The organism is Myxococcus hansupus, assembly GCF_000280925.3.
Classification (GTDB): domain Bacteria; phylum Myxococcota; class Myxococcia; order Myxococcales; family Myxococcaceae; genus Myxococcus; species Myxococcus hansupus.
On the sequence record NZ_CP012109.1, the window covers coordinates 5930176 to 5946476 of the forward strand.

11 protein-coding genes are annotated in these 16301 nt (G+C 70.0%); 8 read left to right on the forward strand and 3 right to left on the reverse strand.

All coding sequences use genetic code 11. The features are described from left to right. Positions 1–93 precede the first annotated feature (93 nt). Positions 94–1554: a M20 family peptidase gene (locus A176_RS22980; protein ID WP_002637230.1), complete on the reverse strand. Its 1461-nt coding sequence runs from the start codon at positions 1552–1554 to the stop codon at positions 94–96. 190 nt (positions 1555–1744) lie between these two features. Here A176_RS22980 and A176_RS22985 point away from each other — a divergent pair, with 190 nt between their 5' ends. Both A176_RS22985 and thiD read left to right on the forward strand, forming a co-directional pair. Further along, the gene (locus A176_RS22985; RefSeq protein ID WP_144429585.1) at positions 1745–3535 is read left to right on the forward strand and encodes a glycosyl hydrolase family 18 protein; all 1791 of its coding nucleotides are present in this window, start codon (positions 1745–1747) and stop codon (positions 3533–3535) included. 40 nt (positions 3536–3575) lie between these two features. After that, positions 3576–4394, forward strand: a complete 819-nt coding sequence (gene thiD / locus A176_RS22990) for a bifunctional hydroxymethylpyrimidine kinase/phosphomethylpyrimidine kinase (protein ID WP_002637232.1) — start codon at positions 3576–3578, stop codon at positions 4392–4394. Positions 4395–4414: 20 nt separating this feature from the next. Here the strand turns inward: thiD and A176_RS22995 are convergent, their stop codons facing one another. Continuing rightward, on the reverse strand, positions 4415–6631 hold the full coding sequence (locus A176_RS22995; protein ID WP_002637233.1) for a M3 family metallopeptidase: 2217 nt from the start codon (positions 6629–6631) through the stop codon (positions 4415–4417). A gap of 170 nt (positions 6632–6801) precedes the next feature. On the opposite strand from A176_RS22995, the gene A176_RS23000 reads away from it, so the two are divergent. Together A176_RS23000 and A176_RS23005 are read left to right on the forward strand one after the other, a co-directional pair. After that, complete coding sequence (locus tag A176_RS23000; protein ID WP_002637234.1) at positions 6802–8331, forward strand: acetyl-CoA hydrolase/transferase C-terminal domain-containing protein; 1530 nt, start codon at positions 6802–6804, stop codon at positions 8329–8331. Between the two features lie 10 nt (positions 8332–8341). Continuing rightward, positions 8342–9058 (forward strand): tetratricopeptide repeat protein, encoded by a 717-nt coding sequence (locus A176_RS23005; protein WP_002637235.1) that lies wholly within the window; start codon positions 8342–8344, stop codon positions 9056–9058. Positions 9059–9361: 303 nt separating this feature from the next. Here the strand turns inward: A176_RS23005 and dusA are convergent, their stop codons facing one another. Beyond that, positions 9362–10357 (reverse strand): tRNA dihydrouridine(20/20a) synthase DusA, encoded by a 996-nt coding sequence (dusA, locus tag A176_RS23010; RefSeq protein WP_044890673.1) that lies wholly within the window; start codon positions 10355–10357, stop codon positions 9362–9364. Between the two features lie 232 nt (positions 10358–10589). On the opposite strand from dusA, the gene A176_RS23015 reads away from it, so the two are divergent. The 4 genes from A176_RS23015 (at position 10590) to thrA (ending at position 16275) form a co-directional block, all read left to right on the forward strand. After that, positions 10590–11600, forward strand: a complete 1011-nt coding sequence (locus A176_RS23015) for a zinc-dependent alcohol dehydrogenase family protein (protein WP_002637237.1) — start codon at positions 10590–10592, stop codon at positions 11598–11600. Between the two features lie 157 nt (positions 11601–11757). Continuing rightward, a complete protein-coding gene (locus A176_RS23020; RefSeq protein ID WP_002637238.1) occupies positions 11758–12384 on the forward strand; it encodes a DUF47 domain-containing protein in 627 nt (208 codons plus the stop codon). After that, positions 12385–13410: an inorganic phosphate transporter gene (locus A176_RS23025; RefSeq protein ID WP_002637239.1), complete on the forward strand. Its 1026-nt coding sequence runs from the start codon at positions 12385–12387 to the stop codon at positions 13408–13410. It abuts the gene before it with no gap. 405 nt (positions 13411–13815) lie between these two features. Next, positions 13816–16275, forward strand: coding sequence for a bifunctional aspartate kinase/homoserine dehydrogenase I (gene thrA / locus A176_RS23030; RefSeq protein ID WP_002637240.1), 2460 nt, complete (start codon positions 13816–13818; stop codon positions 16273–16275). Positions 16276–16301 lie beyond the last annotated feature (26 nt).

Sequence of the window (16301 nt, forward strand, 5' to 3'; positions counted from 1 at the left end):
TCCAGGCGCTTCCCGCGCGGTGCACACATTTGCATTCATGATAACAGCGGCCGAAACACCACTTTCGCAGAAAGTCCGAAGCGCGCCGCGCCCTCAGTGGGCGACGTTGCGAACGTACTGCGCATAGAAACGCACGGCGTCCGCGTAGCCCTGCACGGAGACGCGCTCGTCCTTGCCATGAAGCCGTGACAGGTCGGCGCTGTCCAGGCGCAGAGGCATGAAGCGGTAGACGTTCTCGCTCAGCCCGGTGAAGTAACGCGAGTCGGACGCGCCCAGCATGAGGTACGGGGCGACGACGACGTCGGGGAACACCTGGCGCACGCTGCGCAGGAGCTGGGTCCACGCCTCGGAGTCCGTGCGCGACACCGGCGAGGGCTCGCTGACGAACCCCAGGGTGCTGACCTTCACCCGAGGGTCGTCCACCGCGTCGCGCACGTGCTCCAGCACGCTTTCGACGGAGTCCCCTGGAAGAATGCGGAAGTTCACCACCGCGCGGGCGCGGGCGGGCAGGACGTTGTCGCGCTCGCTGCCCTCGAACATGGTGGCCGCCGTCGTCGTGCGCACCGCCGCGTTGGTGGTGGCCTTCCCGGTGAGCTGGCGCAGCACCAGCGGCTCGAACAGCCACAGGTTGGCGAAGAGCACCCGCATGCCGAAGCCCATCTCCGGCCCCGCGAACTCGAAGAGCGCCCGGCTGCCACCGCGCAGGTGCGCCGGCATGGGCGAGTCCTCCAGCCGGGAGATGGCGCGGCTCAGCACCCCCACGGCCGTCTGGGGCGGCGGCATGGACGAGTGGCCGCCCTCGCCGTTCACGATGAGCTCGGCGCTGGCGAAGCCCTTCTCCGCCACCCCCACCAGGGCCACGGGAGAGGCCACGCCGGGCACGGTGCCGGACACAATCATCCCGCCCTCATCCAGCACGGACTCCAGCGTCACGCCCTGCTCGCGAAGCTGCCGGGCCAGCGTCTCCGCGCCCTCGTGCCCGCCCACCTCTTCGTCCCCACCGAAGGCGAGCAGCACCGTGCGCCGGGGCTGGAAGCCCGCCGCGAGCAGCGCCTCCACCGACTCCAGGATGCCGAAGACGCTGCCCTTGTCGTCCAGCGCGCCGCGGCCCCAGACGTAGCCCTCCGCCACCAGCCCGCTGTACGGCGGATGCGTCCAGGTCGCCTCCGTGCCGGGCTCCACGGGCACCACGTCCAGGTGCCCCATCAGCATCGCTGGCCGCAGCGACGCGTCCGAGCCCGCCCACGTGTACAGCACCGAGTGCGCTCCCACCGGCTCACGCTTCAGCGTCTGGTGGATGCGGGGGTACTGCTCCTGGATGTACGCATGGAGCGCGGCGAAGGCGGCGTCCTCCGCGGGCTTCCCTTCGGACGCGGCCAGCGTCTTCAAGCGCAGCGCGCCTCCCAGCCTCGCCGCCGCGGCGTCAGCGTCCACGGTGAAGGGCGCGGCCGTCTCCGGCTGCGCCTGCCGCGAAGTGAAGCGGGCCGCCTTCGTGAGAAGGACCCCCGCGAGGACAACGACGACGGCCAGCAGCGACAGGAGGATGCGTTTCATCGTCAAGACTCGAGGAAGGGACACACCACGGTAGCAAATGCCGCCCGGCGCCCCGCGGTTTCTCCCAGGGCGCCCTGGAGGTCAGGCCCGGCTTCTCGGATTCAACGATTTACAGGATTGTGAATATTTTCCAACTTCACCACGAAGCGTAAGTCGTGTACATGACGCGGATCGTCGCAGGGGGTGTGCAGTGGGAAATCCATCCGCGGTGTGGAAGCAGCGCTGGCTCGGCCTGATGGTGGGGTTTCTGGCCGCGTGCATGGGCGGTGGGGCGGAGGGTCCCGGTCTCCCCGAAGCCCCGCATACCGCGACAGCCCAGGCCGCGGACGCCGAGGCCCTGGTGACGTGGCTGCCGCCCTCGCGGGACGGTGGCTTTCCCCTCATGTACTACATCGTGCGGTGTGAGCCCGCGTGCGGCGGCGCCATCGTCACGTCGGAGCAGTTCCAGGCCACCGTGCGAGGCCTCCACAACGGCTTCGCGTACACCTTCAAGGTGTCGGCGGTGAACATCAACGGCGAAGGCCCGGCCTCGGTGCAGACGGAGCTGGTGACGCCGCAGCCCGGGCTGTCCATTCCGAACCCCACCGTGCCCGGCCAGCCCCGCTCCGTGCGCGCCACGCCGGGCAACGGGCACGCCTACGTGAGCTGGCTGGCCCCCGCCAGCTACGGCGGCCGGCCGCTGCACCAGTACCGGCTCACCGCGGCGCCCGGCAATGTGTCGGTGACGGTGGACGCGCCGGCCGCGAGCGCCGTCATCCCCGGGCTGGTCAACGGCGTGCCGTACCGCATCACCGTGGCGGCCATCAACGAGAAGGGCCAGGGCCCCGTCGCCACCGCCAACACGGTGCAGCCCCGCGCCGGCGGCGAGCCCACCGAATGGGTGACGGGCTACTTCGTGGGCTACCAGCTCTGGATGCAGCCGGTGGACGCGGTGGACGTGACGGGCCTCACGCACCTCGTGGTGGGCCGCGTGAAGCCGAACCCCAACGGCACGCTGAACGCGAACTTCGACGCCAACATCGACGAGAGCCACGGGCGCTCCATGGCCAAGGCGCTGGCGGCGCGCGCGCACCAGCAGGGACGCAAGGCCCTGCTCATGCTGGGCGGCTTCGGCGAGCACCAGAACTTCATCCACGCCGCCTCCGAGGCCCAGCGCGCGCACTTCATCCGCAACATCATCCAGCTCATGGACGAGCTGGGCTACGACGGCATCGACGTGGACTGGGAGCCCATCATCCTGGCCGCGGACATCCCGGAGGGCGCGCCCATGCAGCCCGACGACGGCGAGCCGCTGCTGGCGCTGCTGGACGGCCTGCGCGCGGCCCGCCCCGACATCATCCTCACGGTGCCGGTGGACTGGCTGAACTCCAACTTCCCCATGAGCCGGTACCGCGCGGACTTCATGAAGCGGCTGGCCTCGCGCGTCGACCAGCTCAACATCATGTCCTACAAGATGAGCGGGCACTGGGGCGGCTGGGAGAGCTGGCACTCCAGCCCGCTCTACGGCCACTCCCAGTTCCACCCCACCTCCGTCTCGCACTCCGTGGAGGGCTACCTGGAGGCGGGCGTCCCCGCGGGGCGGCTGGGCCTGGGCATCGGTTTCTTCGGGACGTGCTGGGGCGGCGTGACGGAGCCGCACACGCCGCTCGACGGCCGCGAGGGCGTGTTCGAGGGCCAGAGCGACAACTTCATGAGCTACACCAACATCATGACGCACTACTACCGGGCGGAAGCCAGCCGCTGGGACGACGAGGCCCAGGTGCCCTACCTCTCGTTCCCCGACGGCAACGGCCCGGGGCTGTGCAACTACGTCTCCTACGAGGACCCGCGCTCGCTCTCCGTGAAGGGCGCGTACGCGAGGGAGAAGAACCTGGGCGGCGCCATCATCTGGACCATCAGCCAGGGGCACTTCCTCCAGCCGGAGAACGGGCACAGGGACCCGCTGATGGACGCGGTGAAACACGCCTTCCTGGACCCGTGAGCGCTCGAAGCACTGGCGGCGGGGCGCCCGCTCCCGCACCATGGCGGCCATGGAGACTTCGAAGTCCGTGGCCACCGCGCTCACCATCGCCGGCTCCGACAGCGGCGGCGGCGCCGGCATCCAGGCCGACCTGAGCACCTTCGCCTTCCACCGCGTCCATGGCACCAGCGCCCTGACGGCCATCACCGCGCAGAACACGCAGGGCGTCACCCGCGTGGACGTGCTGCCCCCGGAGTCCGTCGCCGCGCAAATCGACGCGGTGGCCTCCGACATCGGCGCGGGCGCCGTGAAGACGGGCATGCTCGTCAACCCGGCCATCATCACCACCGTGGCCCAGCGCCTGCGCGCGCTGGGCCTGGGCCCGCTGGTGGTGGACCCCGTCATGGTGTCCCGCGCCGGCGCGCGCCTCATCGACGACGCGGCCGTGGGCGCCCTCAAGGAGCTGCTGCTGCCCCTGGCCACGGTGGCCACGCCCAACCGTCATGAGGCGGAGCTGCTCGCCGGCATGACGCTGGAGACGCTGGAGGACATGCAGGAGGCCGCGCGCCGCATCCACCGCCTGGGCCCCCAGGCCGTGCTGGTGAAGGGCGGCGGCATGACGGGCGCGCTGCGCGGCACCGACGTCTGGTTCGACGGCGCGCGGATGGAGACGCTGCACCTGCGCGCCGTGGACACCCGCAACACCCACGGCACCGGCTGCACGCTGTCGGCGGCCATCGCCGCGCACCTGGCGCTGGGACAGTCGCCGCTGGAGGCCACGCGGCGCGCGAAGGACTACGTCACCGCCGCGCTGGAACACCCGCTGGCCCTGGGCAAGGGCCCGGGCCCCTTCAGCCACTTCTTCCCGCTGGAGGGGTAGCCCGGGCCCACCGCCGGGCGCTACTTCGCGGCCTTCGCGGCCTTCTTCGCCGCCGCGGGCTGCGCGCCCGGCACGGGGAAGCCGCGCTTGCGCATCAGCGCCTGGATGCCCGCCTCACGGCCCCGGAAGGCGCGGTACGCGTCGGCCGGGTCCAGGGTGTTGCCCACGGAGAAGACGTGCTGGCGCAGGAGCGCGGCCACGTCCTTGTCGTAGGCGCCCTTGCCCTCCGTGAAGCGCTCGAAGGCGTCCGCCGTCAGCGTGTCCGACCACAGGTAGCTGTAGTAGCCCGCCGAGTACCCGTCGCCCGCGAACACGTGGCCGAACTGCGGCGTGCGGTGGCGCATGACGACTTCCTTCGGCATGCCCAGCGCGTTGAGCGTGTCGCGCTCGAAGGCGTCCGCGTCAATGGGCGTGGCGCCCGCCAGGTGCAGCTTCATGTCCACCAGCGCGCTGGACAGGTACTCCACCGTCCCGAAGCCCTGGTTGAACGTCGCGGCCTTCTCGATGCGGTCCACCAGCGCCTGCGGGATGGGCTTGCCCGTCTGGTAGTGCAGCGCGTAGGTGTTGAGCACCTCGGGCGTGGACAGCCAGTGCTCCAGGAGCTGCGAGGGGAACTCCACGTAGTCGCGCGCCACCGCCGTGCCCGCCAGCGACGGGTACGTCACGTTGGAGCTGAGGCCGTGCAGCGCGTGGCCGAACTCGTGGAACAGCGTGGAGGCGTCCTCCCAACTGATGAGCACCGCCTCACCGGGCTGCCCCTTCACGAAGTTGGAGTTGTTGGAGACGATGGTGGTGACCTCGCCCCGGAAGCGCTCCTGGCTGCGGTAGGCGTTCATCCACGCGCCGGAGCGCTTGCCCTTGCGCGCGTACGGGTCGAAGTACCACAGGCCCACGTGCCGCCCACTGGCCTGGTCCTTCACCTCCCAGACGCGCACGTCGGGGTGGAAGACGGGCACGTCGTTCACCTGCGTGAAGGAGAAGCCGAACAGCTCGCCGGCCACCCAGAACATGCCCTCGCGCAGCTTCTCCAACTGGAGGTAGGGCTTCACCTCGTTCTGGTCCAGGTCGTACTTCGCCTTGCGGACCTTCTCCGCGTAGAAGCGGTAGTCCCAGGGCTCGATCTTGATTTTCGCGCCCTCCTTGTCCGCCACGCGCTGCATGTCCTTGACCTCTTCGTGGACACGGGCGACCGCGGGCTTCCAGACGGCCTCCATCAGCTCCATGGCGCGCTCGGGCGTGCGGGCCATGGCGTTCTCCAGCCGCCAGTGCGCGTGCGTCTTGTAGCCCAGCAGCGCGGCGCGCTCGGCGCGCAGCTTGAGGACCTCGCCAATGATGGCGTTGTTGTCGCGCGCGTCGCCGTTGTCACCGCGGTTGACGTAGTGGCGCCACACCTTCTCGCGCAGGTCGCGGCGCGACGAGTACGTCAGGAACGGCTCCATGGAGGAGCGCGTGTTGGTGATGAGCCACTTGCCCTTCTGGCCCCGCGACTCGGCCGCGGCGGCGGCGCCCGCGCGCACGGACTCCGGCAGGCCCGCGAGGTCCGCCTCCGACTCCAGGACGACGGTGTAGCCCTCCTCGTCCGCGAGCACGTTCTGGCTGAAGTTCGTGTAGAGCGAGGCGAGCCGCTGGTTGACGGCCGCCAGCTTCTGCTTCGCCGCGGCGTCCAGCTTCGCGCCGGAGCGCACGAAGCGCGTGTAGTGCAGCCACGCGAGCCGCTGCTGCTCGGGCGTCAGCTTCGCCTTGTCGGGCGACTGGTACACCGCCTCGATGCGGCGGAAGAGCGCCTCGTTCTGGAAGATTTCGTCGTCGAAGGCGGCCATCTTCGGCGCCATCTCCCGCTCCAGCGCCTGGAACTCCGGCCCGCTCATGGACGAGCTCCAGATGCCGTAGAGCGTCTCCACCTCGCCCTGCGTCTTCGCCGTGGCCTCCAGCGCCACCAGCGTGTTCTCGAAGGTGGCCGGGGCCGGGTTGTTGGCGATGGCCGCCAGCTCGGCGCGCGTCTTGTCCATCGCCGCCTCGAGCGCCGGCTTGAACAGCTCCACCTTCACTTGGTCGAACGGCGGCACGCCGCCATGCGGCCCGGCCCACGACGCGAGCAGCGGGTTGGACGGAGCCTGCGCGGCGGGGGCGGTCGTCTGGGGCGCGGTGGCCATGGACTGGGACTCCTGCGAGGTCGTCGCACAGCCGGCGGACGCGAGCACGGCCATGCCCGCACCCGCGAAGAAGAGCTTACGCATGTAGGGAGGTCTCCCAACGAAAAGGGCTAACAGAAGGGGCGGAGACTAACGGCATCCCGCCACGAACCGGGGGACGGAATCGCGGGCGCCCCAACACGCCTGCCCGCCCCCCTGTTCCCGACCCATCCCCGGGCGCCACCGAAAGACGCGGTGTGTTACACCCGGACGCCATGACCGCGACGAGCACGCTGAAGGACCGAATCGAGAACGCCGCGCTGCTGGCGAAGGTTGTCCCCGTCGAAGAAGCGGTGAAGCACGTCGTCCACGGCAACACCGTGGCCATCAGCGGCTTCACCAAGTCGGGTGAGCCCAAGACGTTCTTCCCGGCGCTTGCCTGGCACTTCTCCCAGACGGCGCCGGAGTCTCGCATCACGCTGCTGTCGGGCGCGTCCCTGTCGGAAGACGTGGAGGGCCCCATGGCGCCCTTCATCGCCAAGCGCGGTCCCTACATGTCCTCGCCCGCCTCGCGGCGCCGCATCCACGCCGGCGAGATGGACTTCACGGACGTCCACCTGTCCGCCTTCGCGCGCAACCTGATGTACGGCTTCTACGGCGACATCGACGTGGCCGTGGTCGAGGTGTCGCGCATCCGGAAGAACGGCAGCGTCGTGCTCACCTCGTCGGTGGGCATCAGCACGGAGGCCCTGGCCCGCGCGAAGAAAATCGTGCTCGAGGTCAACACCTCCGGACCGGACTACACGGGCTTCCACGACATCGTCCTGCCCGCCGTCCACCCGCACGTGGGCTGGCCGCTGCCGCTCGTGAATGTGCGGGACCGCATTGGCAACCCGTACGTGGAGTTCGACCTGAGCAAGGTGGTGGCGGTGGTGGAGTCCCGCACGCCCGACCACCCGGTGCCCTTCAAGGCCGCGGACGACACGGCCAAGCGCATCGCCGAGCACGTCATCGACTTCCTGCTGAGCTGCCAGAAGCAGTACGAGTGGGGCAAGCGCCTCCCGCCGATTCAATCCGGCGTGGGCAACGTGGCCAACGCCATCATCGGCCAGCTCTACGACTCGCCCTTCCAGAAAATCCGCTTCTGGACCGAGGTCTTCCAGGACGGAATGCTGCGCTACGTGGAGGACGACGCGAAGTTCGAATACGCGTCCGCCACCGCGGTGTCCTTCTCCTCCGAGGGCCGCCAGCGCTTCCTCGACATGTTCGAGCGCAGCAAGGACCGGCTGGTGCTGCGGCCCATGTGGCTGTCCAACAGCCCCGAAATCATCTCCCGCCTCTTCGTCATCGCGATGAACACGCCCATCGAGGTGGACATCTACGGGCACGTCAACTCCACGCACATCGACGGCTCGCGCATCGTCAATGGCCTGGGCGGTTCGGGTGACTTCTTCCGCAACGCGTACCTGAGCATCGTCCACACGCCGTCCACGCGGCGGCTGCGGGACGGCCGCACGGTGAGCTGTGTCATGCCGTACGTGCGCCACATCGACCACACCGAGCACGACATCAAGTGCGTCGTCACCGAGCAGGGCTACGCGCTCAACATGGACATCCGCTCGCCCAAGCGACGCGCACAGGACATCATCGACCGCTGCGCGCATCCGTACTTCCGGCCCATGCTACACGCCTACCTCGACATGGCGGGCCCCGGCGACGAGCCGCGTGCCACGGACATGAAGGTCCTCCAGTCGTGGTGGAACGACTACGACGCGGCGACGCGCGCCTTCCCGAACACGCCGTGAGGGGCTGAGGGTGGAGCGCAACGGACGAGAAGCCTGTCCTCCGGAGCTGGCCGCCCAGCTCCGCGAGGTGGACCGCCTGCGACGCAGCGGGCGGTACGCGACGGCGCTCGCGCTCGCCCGGACCTTGGCGGAGGCGCATCCCCGGCAGGCCCGCGTGCTGATGGAGCTGGCGCAGACGCTGGCCATCTGGGGCGAAGTCCCGGAAGAAGCACTGGCGTGGTACGAGCGCGTGCTGACGCTGGCGCCCGGTCACCTCACCAGCCGGCTGTACCGCGCCCTCGCGCTGTGCCGTCTGGGCCGCCATGAAGAGGCGGTGGCGGACTTCGACACGCTCGTCGGCTCGGGCTACCGCAAGGCGCTGGTGCTGCACATGAAGCGCGCCGAGGCGTTGGAGGCGCTGGGGCGGGACGAAGCGGCGGAGCGGGATTGGACGCTCGCGCTTGAGGAGTCCCCGGGCAACCCGTGGCTGCTCCAGCAGCGCGCCGCCGCGAGGGCTCGACTGGGCCGGCTGGACGACGCGGCGAAGGACCTCACGGAGGCGCTCGCGTCGCAGTCGGGTGATGACGTCGACCCGGAGCTGCTGCACGCGCGCGGGGTGGTGCGTGAGCGCCAAGGCGACCTGGACGGTGCTCGCGCGGACTTCGAGGCGGGGCTCGCGGCCTTTCGCGAAGGCGACCCGCTGGCGCTGCTGGACGCGCTCCGTGAAGGAACCATGCGCAAACCATGACGGGTGCGCGCGCGCTTTGAATGCGACAACCCTGTCCATGCACGCGGCGGCTTCGGCCGTCCGGGCACGTCCGGGCGTGATGCACCCGGATGACAAGGGGAGCACGGGTGGAGCTTCGCGCTCCGGGGTGCGTCAGGAGTCCGGGTGAGGGCGCCGGCTTGGAGCGGCGTCTGGGGACATCCGGGCACCGAACGCACCCGGGCGCGCGGGCTTCACGGAAGGGCGTGAGCCAGAGGGAATCGCATGCCGGTCCTGGGGAGCTGTTCCCGGCCTGCGGTTCCCTCTGGTGTCAGGTGGCCTGATTCAGGCCGCCACGTCCTCCGGCTCCCGCCGCACCTTCGCGAGCGCCGCCACCACGACATCCGGACCCGCGCCCGGCTTGTGGGCATTCTCACTGAGGTGCCGGCGCCACGCGCGCGCACCGGGCAGGCCCTGGAAGAGCCCCAGCATGTGCCGGGTGATGGCGCCCAGCGGCGCGCCGCGGCCGCGGGCCTTCTCGATGTACGGCAGCATCGCCTCCACGACTTCGTGCCGCTGAGGCACCGGCGTGGTGGCGCCGAAGAAGCGCCGGTCGGCCTCCGCCAGCAGGTAGGGGTTCTCATAGGGCGCGCGCCCCATCATCACCCCGTCCACGTGCTGGAGCTGCTCGGCGGCGGCGTCCAACGTCTTGATGCCGCCGTTGATGCTGATGTCCAGGTGGGGGAACTCCGCCTTGAGGCGGTGGACCAAATCGTAGCGCAGCGGCGGGACGTCGCGGTTCTCCCGGGGACTCAAGCCCTGGAGCCACGCCTTGCGCGCATGCACGATGAAGCGCGTGCAACCCGCGGCCGACACGGTCCGGATGAAGCCCTCCAACGTCGGCCACTCCTCCAGCTCGTCGATGGCGATGCGCGACTTCACCGTCACGGGGATGTTCACCGCGTCCCGCATGGCGCCCACCAGACGGGCGACGAGCTCCGGCTCCGCCATGAGACACGCGCCGAAGCGGCCCGACTGGACGCGGTCGCTCGGGCAGCCGACGTTGAGGTTGATTTCGTCGTAGCCCCACTGCTCACCGATGCGGGCCGACTCGGCGAGCGCCTCGGGCTCGGACCCGCCGAGCTGCAGCGCCACGGGGTGCTCCGCCGCGTCGTAGCCCAGGAGCCGGTCCCGGTCTCCGTGGATGACGGCGCCCGTCGTCACCATCTCCGTGTACAGCAGCGTGTGACGGCTGAGCAGCCGGTGGAAGTACCGGCAGTTCCGGTCCGTCCAGTCCATCATCGGCGCGACAGACAGCGGCGTGGGGCGAATCGGCATCATGCTTGAACCCGGGAAGGCGGCCGGAGCGTCCCAACCCACGGGCCGCTCCCCTGCTGCCGCCTGCATCTACCCGGGTTTGCCACCCCTGCCCACCCCCTTGCCGTCCAGCGCTCGGACGGCGCGAGGGACGAGGGGCCAGAAGATTACACTCCGAGCAAACCCAGCCAGGAAGCGGGCCCCTCCCTCATCAGTTGCCTGGCGGCCTCGCCCGTCCGTGGCTAGTCATGCGCGCATGAGAGCCTATGAGCTGCAGCAGACGGGGAGCGTCGATGCGTGGGTCCAGGTGGAGCGGCCGCAGCCCCAGCCGGGTCCAGGCCAGGCGCTGGTCCGCATCCGCGCGGTGTCCCTGAACTACTGTGACCTCTACATCGCCCTGGGTCGCTACCCGGGCGCACGTCCCCCGTCCCTCATCCCCGTCTCCGACGGCGCGGGCGAGGTGGTCGCCGTGGGCGCAGGCGTGTCGCGCGTGACGCCGGGCGACCGCGTGGCCGCCACCTTCTTCCAGACGTGGACAGACGGCCCGGCCACCCCGGAGAAGACGGGCAACGCGCTAGGCGGCAGCGTGAATGGCGTGCTGACCGAGTACGCTGTCGTGGACGCGGAGGGGCTCATCCTCCTCCCGGAGCACCTGTCCTTCGAGGAAGGCGCCACCCTTCCCTGCGCGGCCGTCACGGCCTGGAACTCGCTGGTGGCCGAGGGCCGGCTCCAGCCGGGCCAGACGGTGCTCGCCCAGGGCACCGGCGGCGTGTCCATCTTCGCGCTCCAGTTCGCCAAGGCGCTGGGGGCGCGCGTCATCATCACCTCCAGCCAGGACGCGAAGCTGGAGCACGCCCGGAAGCTCGGCGCGGACGGCACCATCAACTACCGCAAGCACCCGGACTGGGAGACGGAGGTCCTCGCCCTCACCGGCGGCCAGGGCGTGGACCACGTCCTGGAGGTCGCGGGCGAGGAGACCTTCCCCCGCTCGGTCAAGGCCACCCGGCCCGGCGGCCACATCTCCCTCATCGGCATGCTCAGCGGCGGCTTCGCCAAGCCGGACCCGGCCCTGGTGGAGCCGAAGAAGCTGGACGTCCAGCGGACCTACGTGGGCAGCCGCGCCATGTTCGAGGACATGAACCGGCTCATCACCCAGCACCGGCTCAAGCCCGTCATCGACCGGAGCTTCCCGTTCGAGCAGGCGCGAGAGGCCCTGGCCTACATGGAGTCGGGGGCGCACTTTGGAAAGATTGTCGTCGCCGTTTGAGCGCGCCTAGCGAGGGAGCGAGCCACAGGCAAGCAGAAAGGAAGGCTGGAGATTCTCTCCACTTAGGGTAGTCACGGGCGCGCCAGGGGCCCGTGACTGCCATCTCGACGGCCCTCGTGAACGGCGTCGCCTGCATTCAGGCGACTTGGAGGGCCGGATGCTCGAGAAGCTGATGCCGAAGTCGGACGAGTTCTTCGACGACTTCGATGCGCAATGTGCCGTCACCGTCGAAGGCGCGAAGATGCTCTACGCGCTGCTCAGTGACTACCGCGACGTCCCCGCGCGGGTCCAAGCGCTCAAGGACGTGGAGCACCGTGGGGACGAGGTCACCCACACCGCCTTCAACCGCCTGCACCAGCAGTTCATCACCCCGTTCGACCGGGGGCAGATTCACTCGCTGCTGTCGCGCATCGACGACGTGTTGGACCTGACGAACGCCGCCGCCGCACGCCTGCACTACTACGAAATCCCGTCCAGCCTGCCGGACGCCACGGAGCTGGCGCGCCTGCTGGTGCTCTCCACGGAGAAGGTGCAGGAGGTGGTGGCCGCGCTGCGCCTCATCAAGAAGCCGGAGCAGATTCTGGCCGGGTGCAAGGAAATCAAGCGCCTGGAGACGCAGGCGGATGAAGCCCTGCGCGCGGGGGTCGGCCGGCTCTTCAAGAGCGGCGCGGACACGCTGCTCATCATCAAGTGGAAGGAGATTTACGACTTCATCGAGACCGCCACCGACAAGTGCCAGTCGGTGGCGAACGTCATCGAAGGCGTGGTGCTGGAGCACAGCTAAATGCTACTCGCCGCCGTCATCCTCATCGTCGCGGTCGCACTCATCTTCGACTTCATCAACGGCTTCCACGACGCGGCGAACTCCATCGCCACGGTGGTCTCCACCCGAGTGCTCTCCCCCAACCTGGCCGTGGCCTGGGCCGCCTTCTTCAACTTCGTGGCGGCCTTTGGCGGGGGCGTCCATGTGGCCAACACCATGGGCAAGGGCATCATCAACTTCGAGATGCTCCGCGCCGAGGGCCCCAGCGCGGTGCTCTCCGTCATCTTCGCCGCGCTCATGGGCGCCATCGTCTGGAACCTGCTGACGTGGTGGTGGGGCCTGCCCTCCTCGTCGTCGCACGCGCTGGCGGGCGGGATGATTGGCGCCACGCTGCCGGTGCTCGGCTTCGCCGGCCTCGTCGGCTCGGGCATCGCGAAGATTGCCGCCTTCATCGTGCTCTCGCCGCTCATCGGCATGACGCTGGGCATCAGCCTGATGGTGTTGAGCACGTGGGTCGTGCACCGCCAGACGCCGCTGAAGGTGGACTCGTGGTTCCGCAAGCTGCAGCTCGTATCCTCCGCCATCTTCTCCTACAGCCACGGCACCAATGACGCGCAGAAGGTGATGGGCATCATCGCGGTGGTGCTCTTCGGCACCATCTGGAAGGACCGGCCGTTCCACATCGACTGGTGGATGATCATCTCCTGTCACGCGGCCATCGCCCTGGGGACCTTCTTCGGCGGGTGGCGCATCGTGCGCACCATGGGCCACAGCCTCACCAAGCTGGCGCCCATTGGCGGCTTCGCCGCGGAGACGGGCGGCGGCGTCACCATCATCGCGCTCGCGCAGTTGGGCATCCCGGTGTCCACCACGCACACCATCACCGGCGCCATCGTGGGCGTGGGCTCCACCAAGGGCTGGCGCGCCGTGAAGTGGGGCGTCGCGGGCCGCATCATCTGGGCCTGGGTGTTCACCATTCCCGCGGCGGCCATCACCGCGGCGGTCGTCTACGGCCTCACGCAACTGGTCGTGATGCTCGCAAGCTGAACCCCGGGGCGGGCCCGCGTTCACCTCCGTGAACCGGGCCCCGGCACGCGGGGACCTGCCAGGTCCCCTGCTTGACTTGCCGCGGCAAGTTCGGCCAGCCTTCGTTTCATGAGCGGCGTCAACGGCCAGCACGTGCAGCGCGAGGGAACGACGTTCCCCGCCAGCCCGTGCCGTGCGACGACCGCCCAGACCTCCACGACGACGACCACCACGACTACGACTTCCCGCCGGGCGCGGGTGGTCTAGCTCAGGAACCCCCTTCGGTTTCCAGCTCGGCCCCGCGCTCTCCGGCGCGGGGCTTTTTTGTTGTCAAACGCCTCAGGAGTCCCGAATGCAGCCCACCCTCCAGACGACGTCCCGCAGACAGCAGCCCCGGCTTCTCGCTTCCCGCAGCGAGGTGCGGTCATGAGGGTGATGAAATTCGGTGGGACGAGCGTGGGCAATGCCCAGCGCATGCGCGGCGTGGTGGACCTGGCCGAGGCCGCGCGCAAGGAGACGCGGGTGATGGTGGTCGCCTCCGCCGTCTCCGGCATCACCAACCTCCTGGTGGAATCGGCGCGCGCCGCCCAGGAGGGAAACCCCGTGGAGTCGCTCCACGGCCGCTTCGAGGAGGTCCACCGCGGCATCGTCCGCGAGTTGGCGGCGGAGCTGGGTGAGGCGCGGCTGCGCTCGCTGGAGGAAGGGCTGTCCACGCTGTCCTCCGAGCTGCGGGGGCTGCTGCAAGGCGTGGGACTCCTGCGGGAGTGTTCGCCGTCCGTGCTCGCGCACCTGTCCGGGCTGGGCGAGCGCGCCTCGTGCCTCATCCTGGGCGCGCTGATGGCCGCGCGAGGCCTGTCGCCGCACGCGGTGGAGCCGCGCGACGCCATCCTCTGCGCGGGCGACCCGCTCCAGGCCACGCCGCTCCAGGAGGAGAGCCGCGCCCGCTTCGCACCGCTGCGTGACGCAAGCGGCCCCGGGCTGATGCTGATGCCGGGCTTCTTCGGCGGCGACGGCAAGGGCAAGACGATGTGCCTGGGCCGAGGCGGCTCGGACTACTCGGCGGCGCTGGCGGCGGCGGCGCTGGACGCGGCGCTGCTGGAAATCTGGACGGACGTGGACGGCATCTTCAGCGCGGACCCGCGCCTGGTGCCCGAGGCCTTCCCCCTCCCCGAGGTGAGCTTCGAGGAGGCCATGGAGCTGGCCTACTTCGGCGCGAAGGTGCTCCACCCCAAGACGATTGCGCCCGCGCGCGAGCGCGGCATTCCGGTGCGCGTCTGCAACAGCTTCCGCCCCGAGCACCCGGGCACGCGCGTCACCGACGACGCCGCGCCGCCCGAGCACCCGGTGCGCGGCCTGTCCTTCCTCCCCGGCATCGCGCTGCTGAACCTGGCCGGCGCGGGCTTGAAGGGCGTGCCCGGCACCGCCGCCCGCGTCTTCGAGGCCATGGCCCACGCGAGCATCTCCGTGGTGCTCATCACCCAGGGCTCCAGCGAGTGCTCCATCAGCTTCTGCGTCCAGCAGGCCGACGCGGAGCGCGCCGTGAAGGCGCTGGAAGCGGCCTTCGAGATGGAGCGCGCCGCGGGCAAGGTGGACACCATCGAGCAGCAGCGCGGGCTCGCCGTGCTCAGCATCGTCGGTGACGGCATGCGCCACCGCGTGGGCGTGGCCGGCACGTTCTTCAGCGCGCTGGCGGACGTGGGGTGCAGCATCGCCGCCATCGCCCAGGGCTCCAGCGAGCGCAGCATCTCCGCCGTCATCTCGGAGACGGACGGCCCGCGCGCGCTGGCGCACGTGCATGGCCGCTGCTTCGGCACCACGGAGGTGGTGGAGCTGCTGCTGGCCGGCGTGGGCAGCGTGGGCGGCGAGCTGCTCAAGCAGGTGCACCAGCAGGCGCCCAAGCTGCGCGCCCACGGACTCGACTTGCGCGTGTGCGTCATCGCCAACAGCAAGCGCTGCGTGGCCTCCGGCGAGGGCCTGCCCCTGGAGGACTGGAAGGCGCGGCTCGCGGCGGGGAATGACGGCGCGCCGCTGGACACCTTCCGCGAATGGGCCCGCGCCAAGCGTCCGGGCCGGCCCGTCTTCGTGGACTGCACCAGCAGCGAGGACATCGCGCTCGCCTACCCGTCGCTGATGGAGGCCGGGCTCCACGTCGTCACCGCCAACAAGAAGGCCAACGCGGGGCAGTGGAGCCACTGGCGCAAGCTGCGCGAGACGGCCTCGCGTCACCAGCGGCGCTTCTTGTACGAGACGAACGTGGGCGCGGCGCTGCCCGTCATCGACACGTTGAAGAACATGCTGCGCACCGGTGACCGCGTGCTGCGCGTGGAGGGCATCCTCTCCGGCTCGCTGTCGTTCATCCTGGGCCTCACCGAGGAAGGCGTGCCCCTGTCCCGCGCGGTGGGCACCGCCATGGAGAAGCGCTTCACCGAACCGGACCCGCGCGACGACCTGCACGGGACGGACGTGGCGCGCAAGGTGCTCATCCTCGCGCGCGAGCTGGGCCGCACCGTGGAGCTGGAGCAGGTGACGCTGGACTCGCTGCTGCCCTCGGACTTCGACGCGACGGGGCCGCTGGATGACTTCCTCGCCCGCCTGCCGCAGGTGGACGCCGCCTTCCAGCGCCGCGTGGAGGCGCTGCGCAAGGAGGGCAAGGTGCTGCGCTACGTGGGCAGCGTCACCGAGGACGGCTGCTTCGTCGGGCTCGTCCCCGTGTCCCTGGAGCACCCGCTGGCCGCGGTCAAGGGCGGGGAGAACGCGCTTAGCTTCACGTCGGAGCGCTACAGCCCCACACCGCTCGTGATTCGCGGCTACGGCGCGGGCGCCGCGGTGACGGCCGCGGGCGTGCTGGCGGACGTGCTGCGGCTGGTCGACGGCCCCCTGCCCTGAGGCAGGCAGCCAATGTGCGTTTGAAG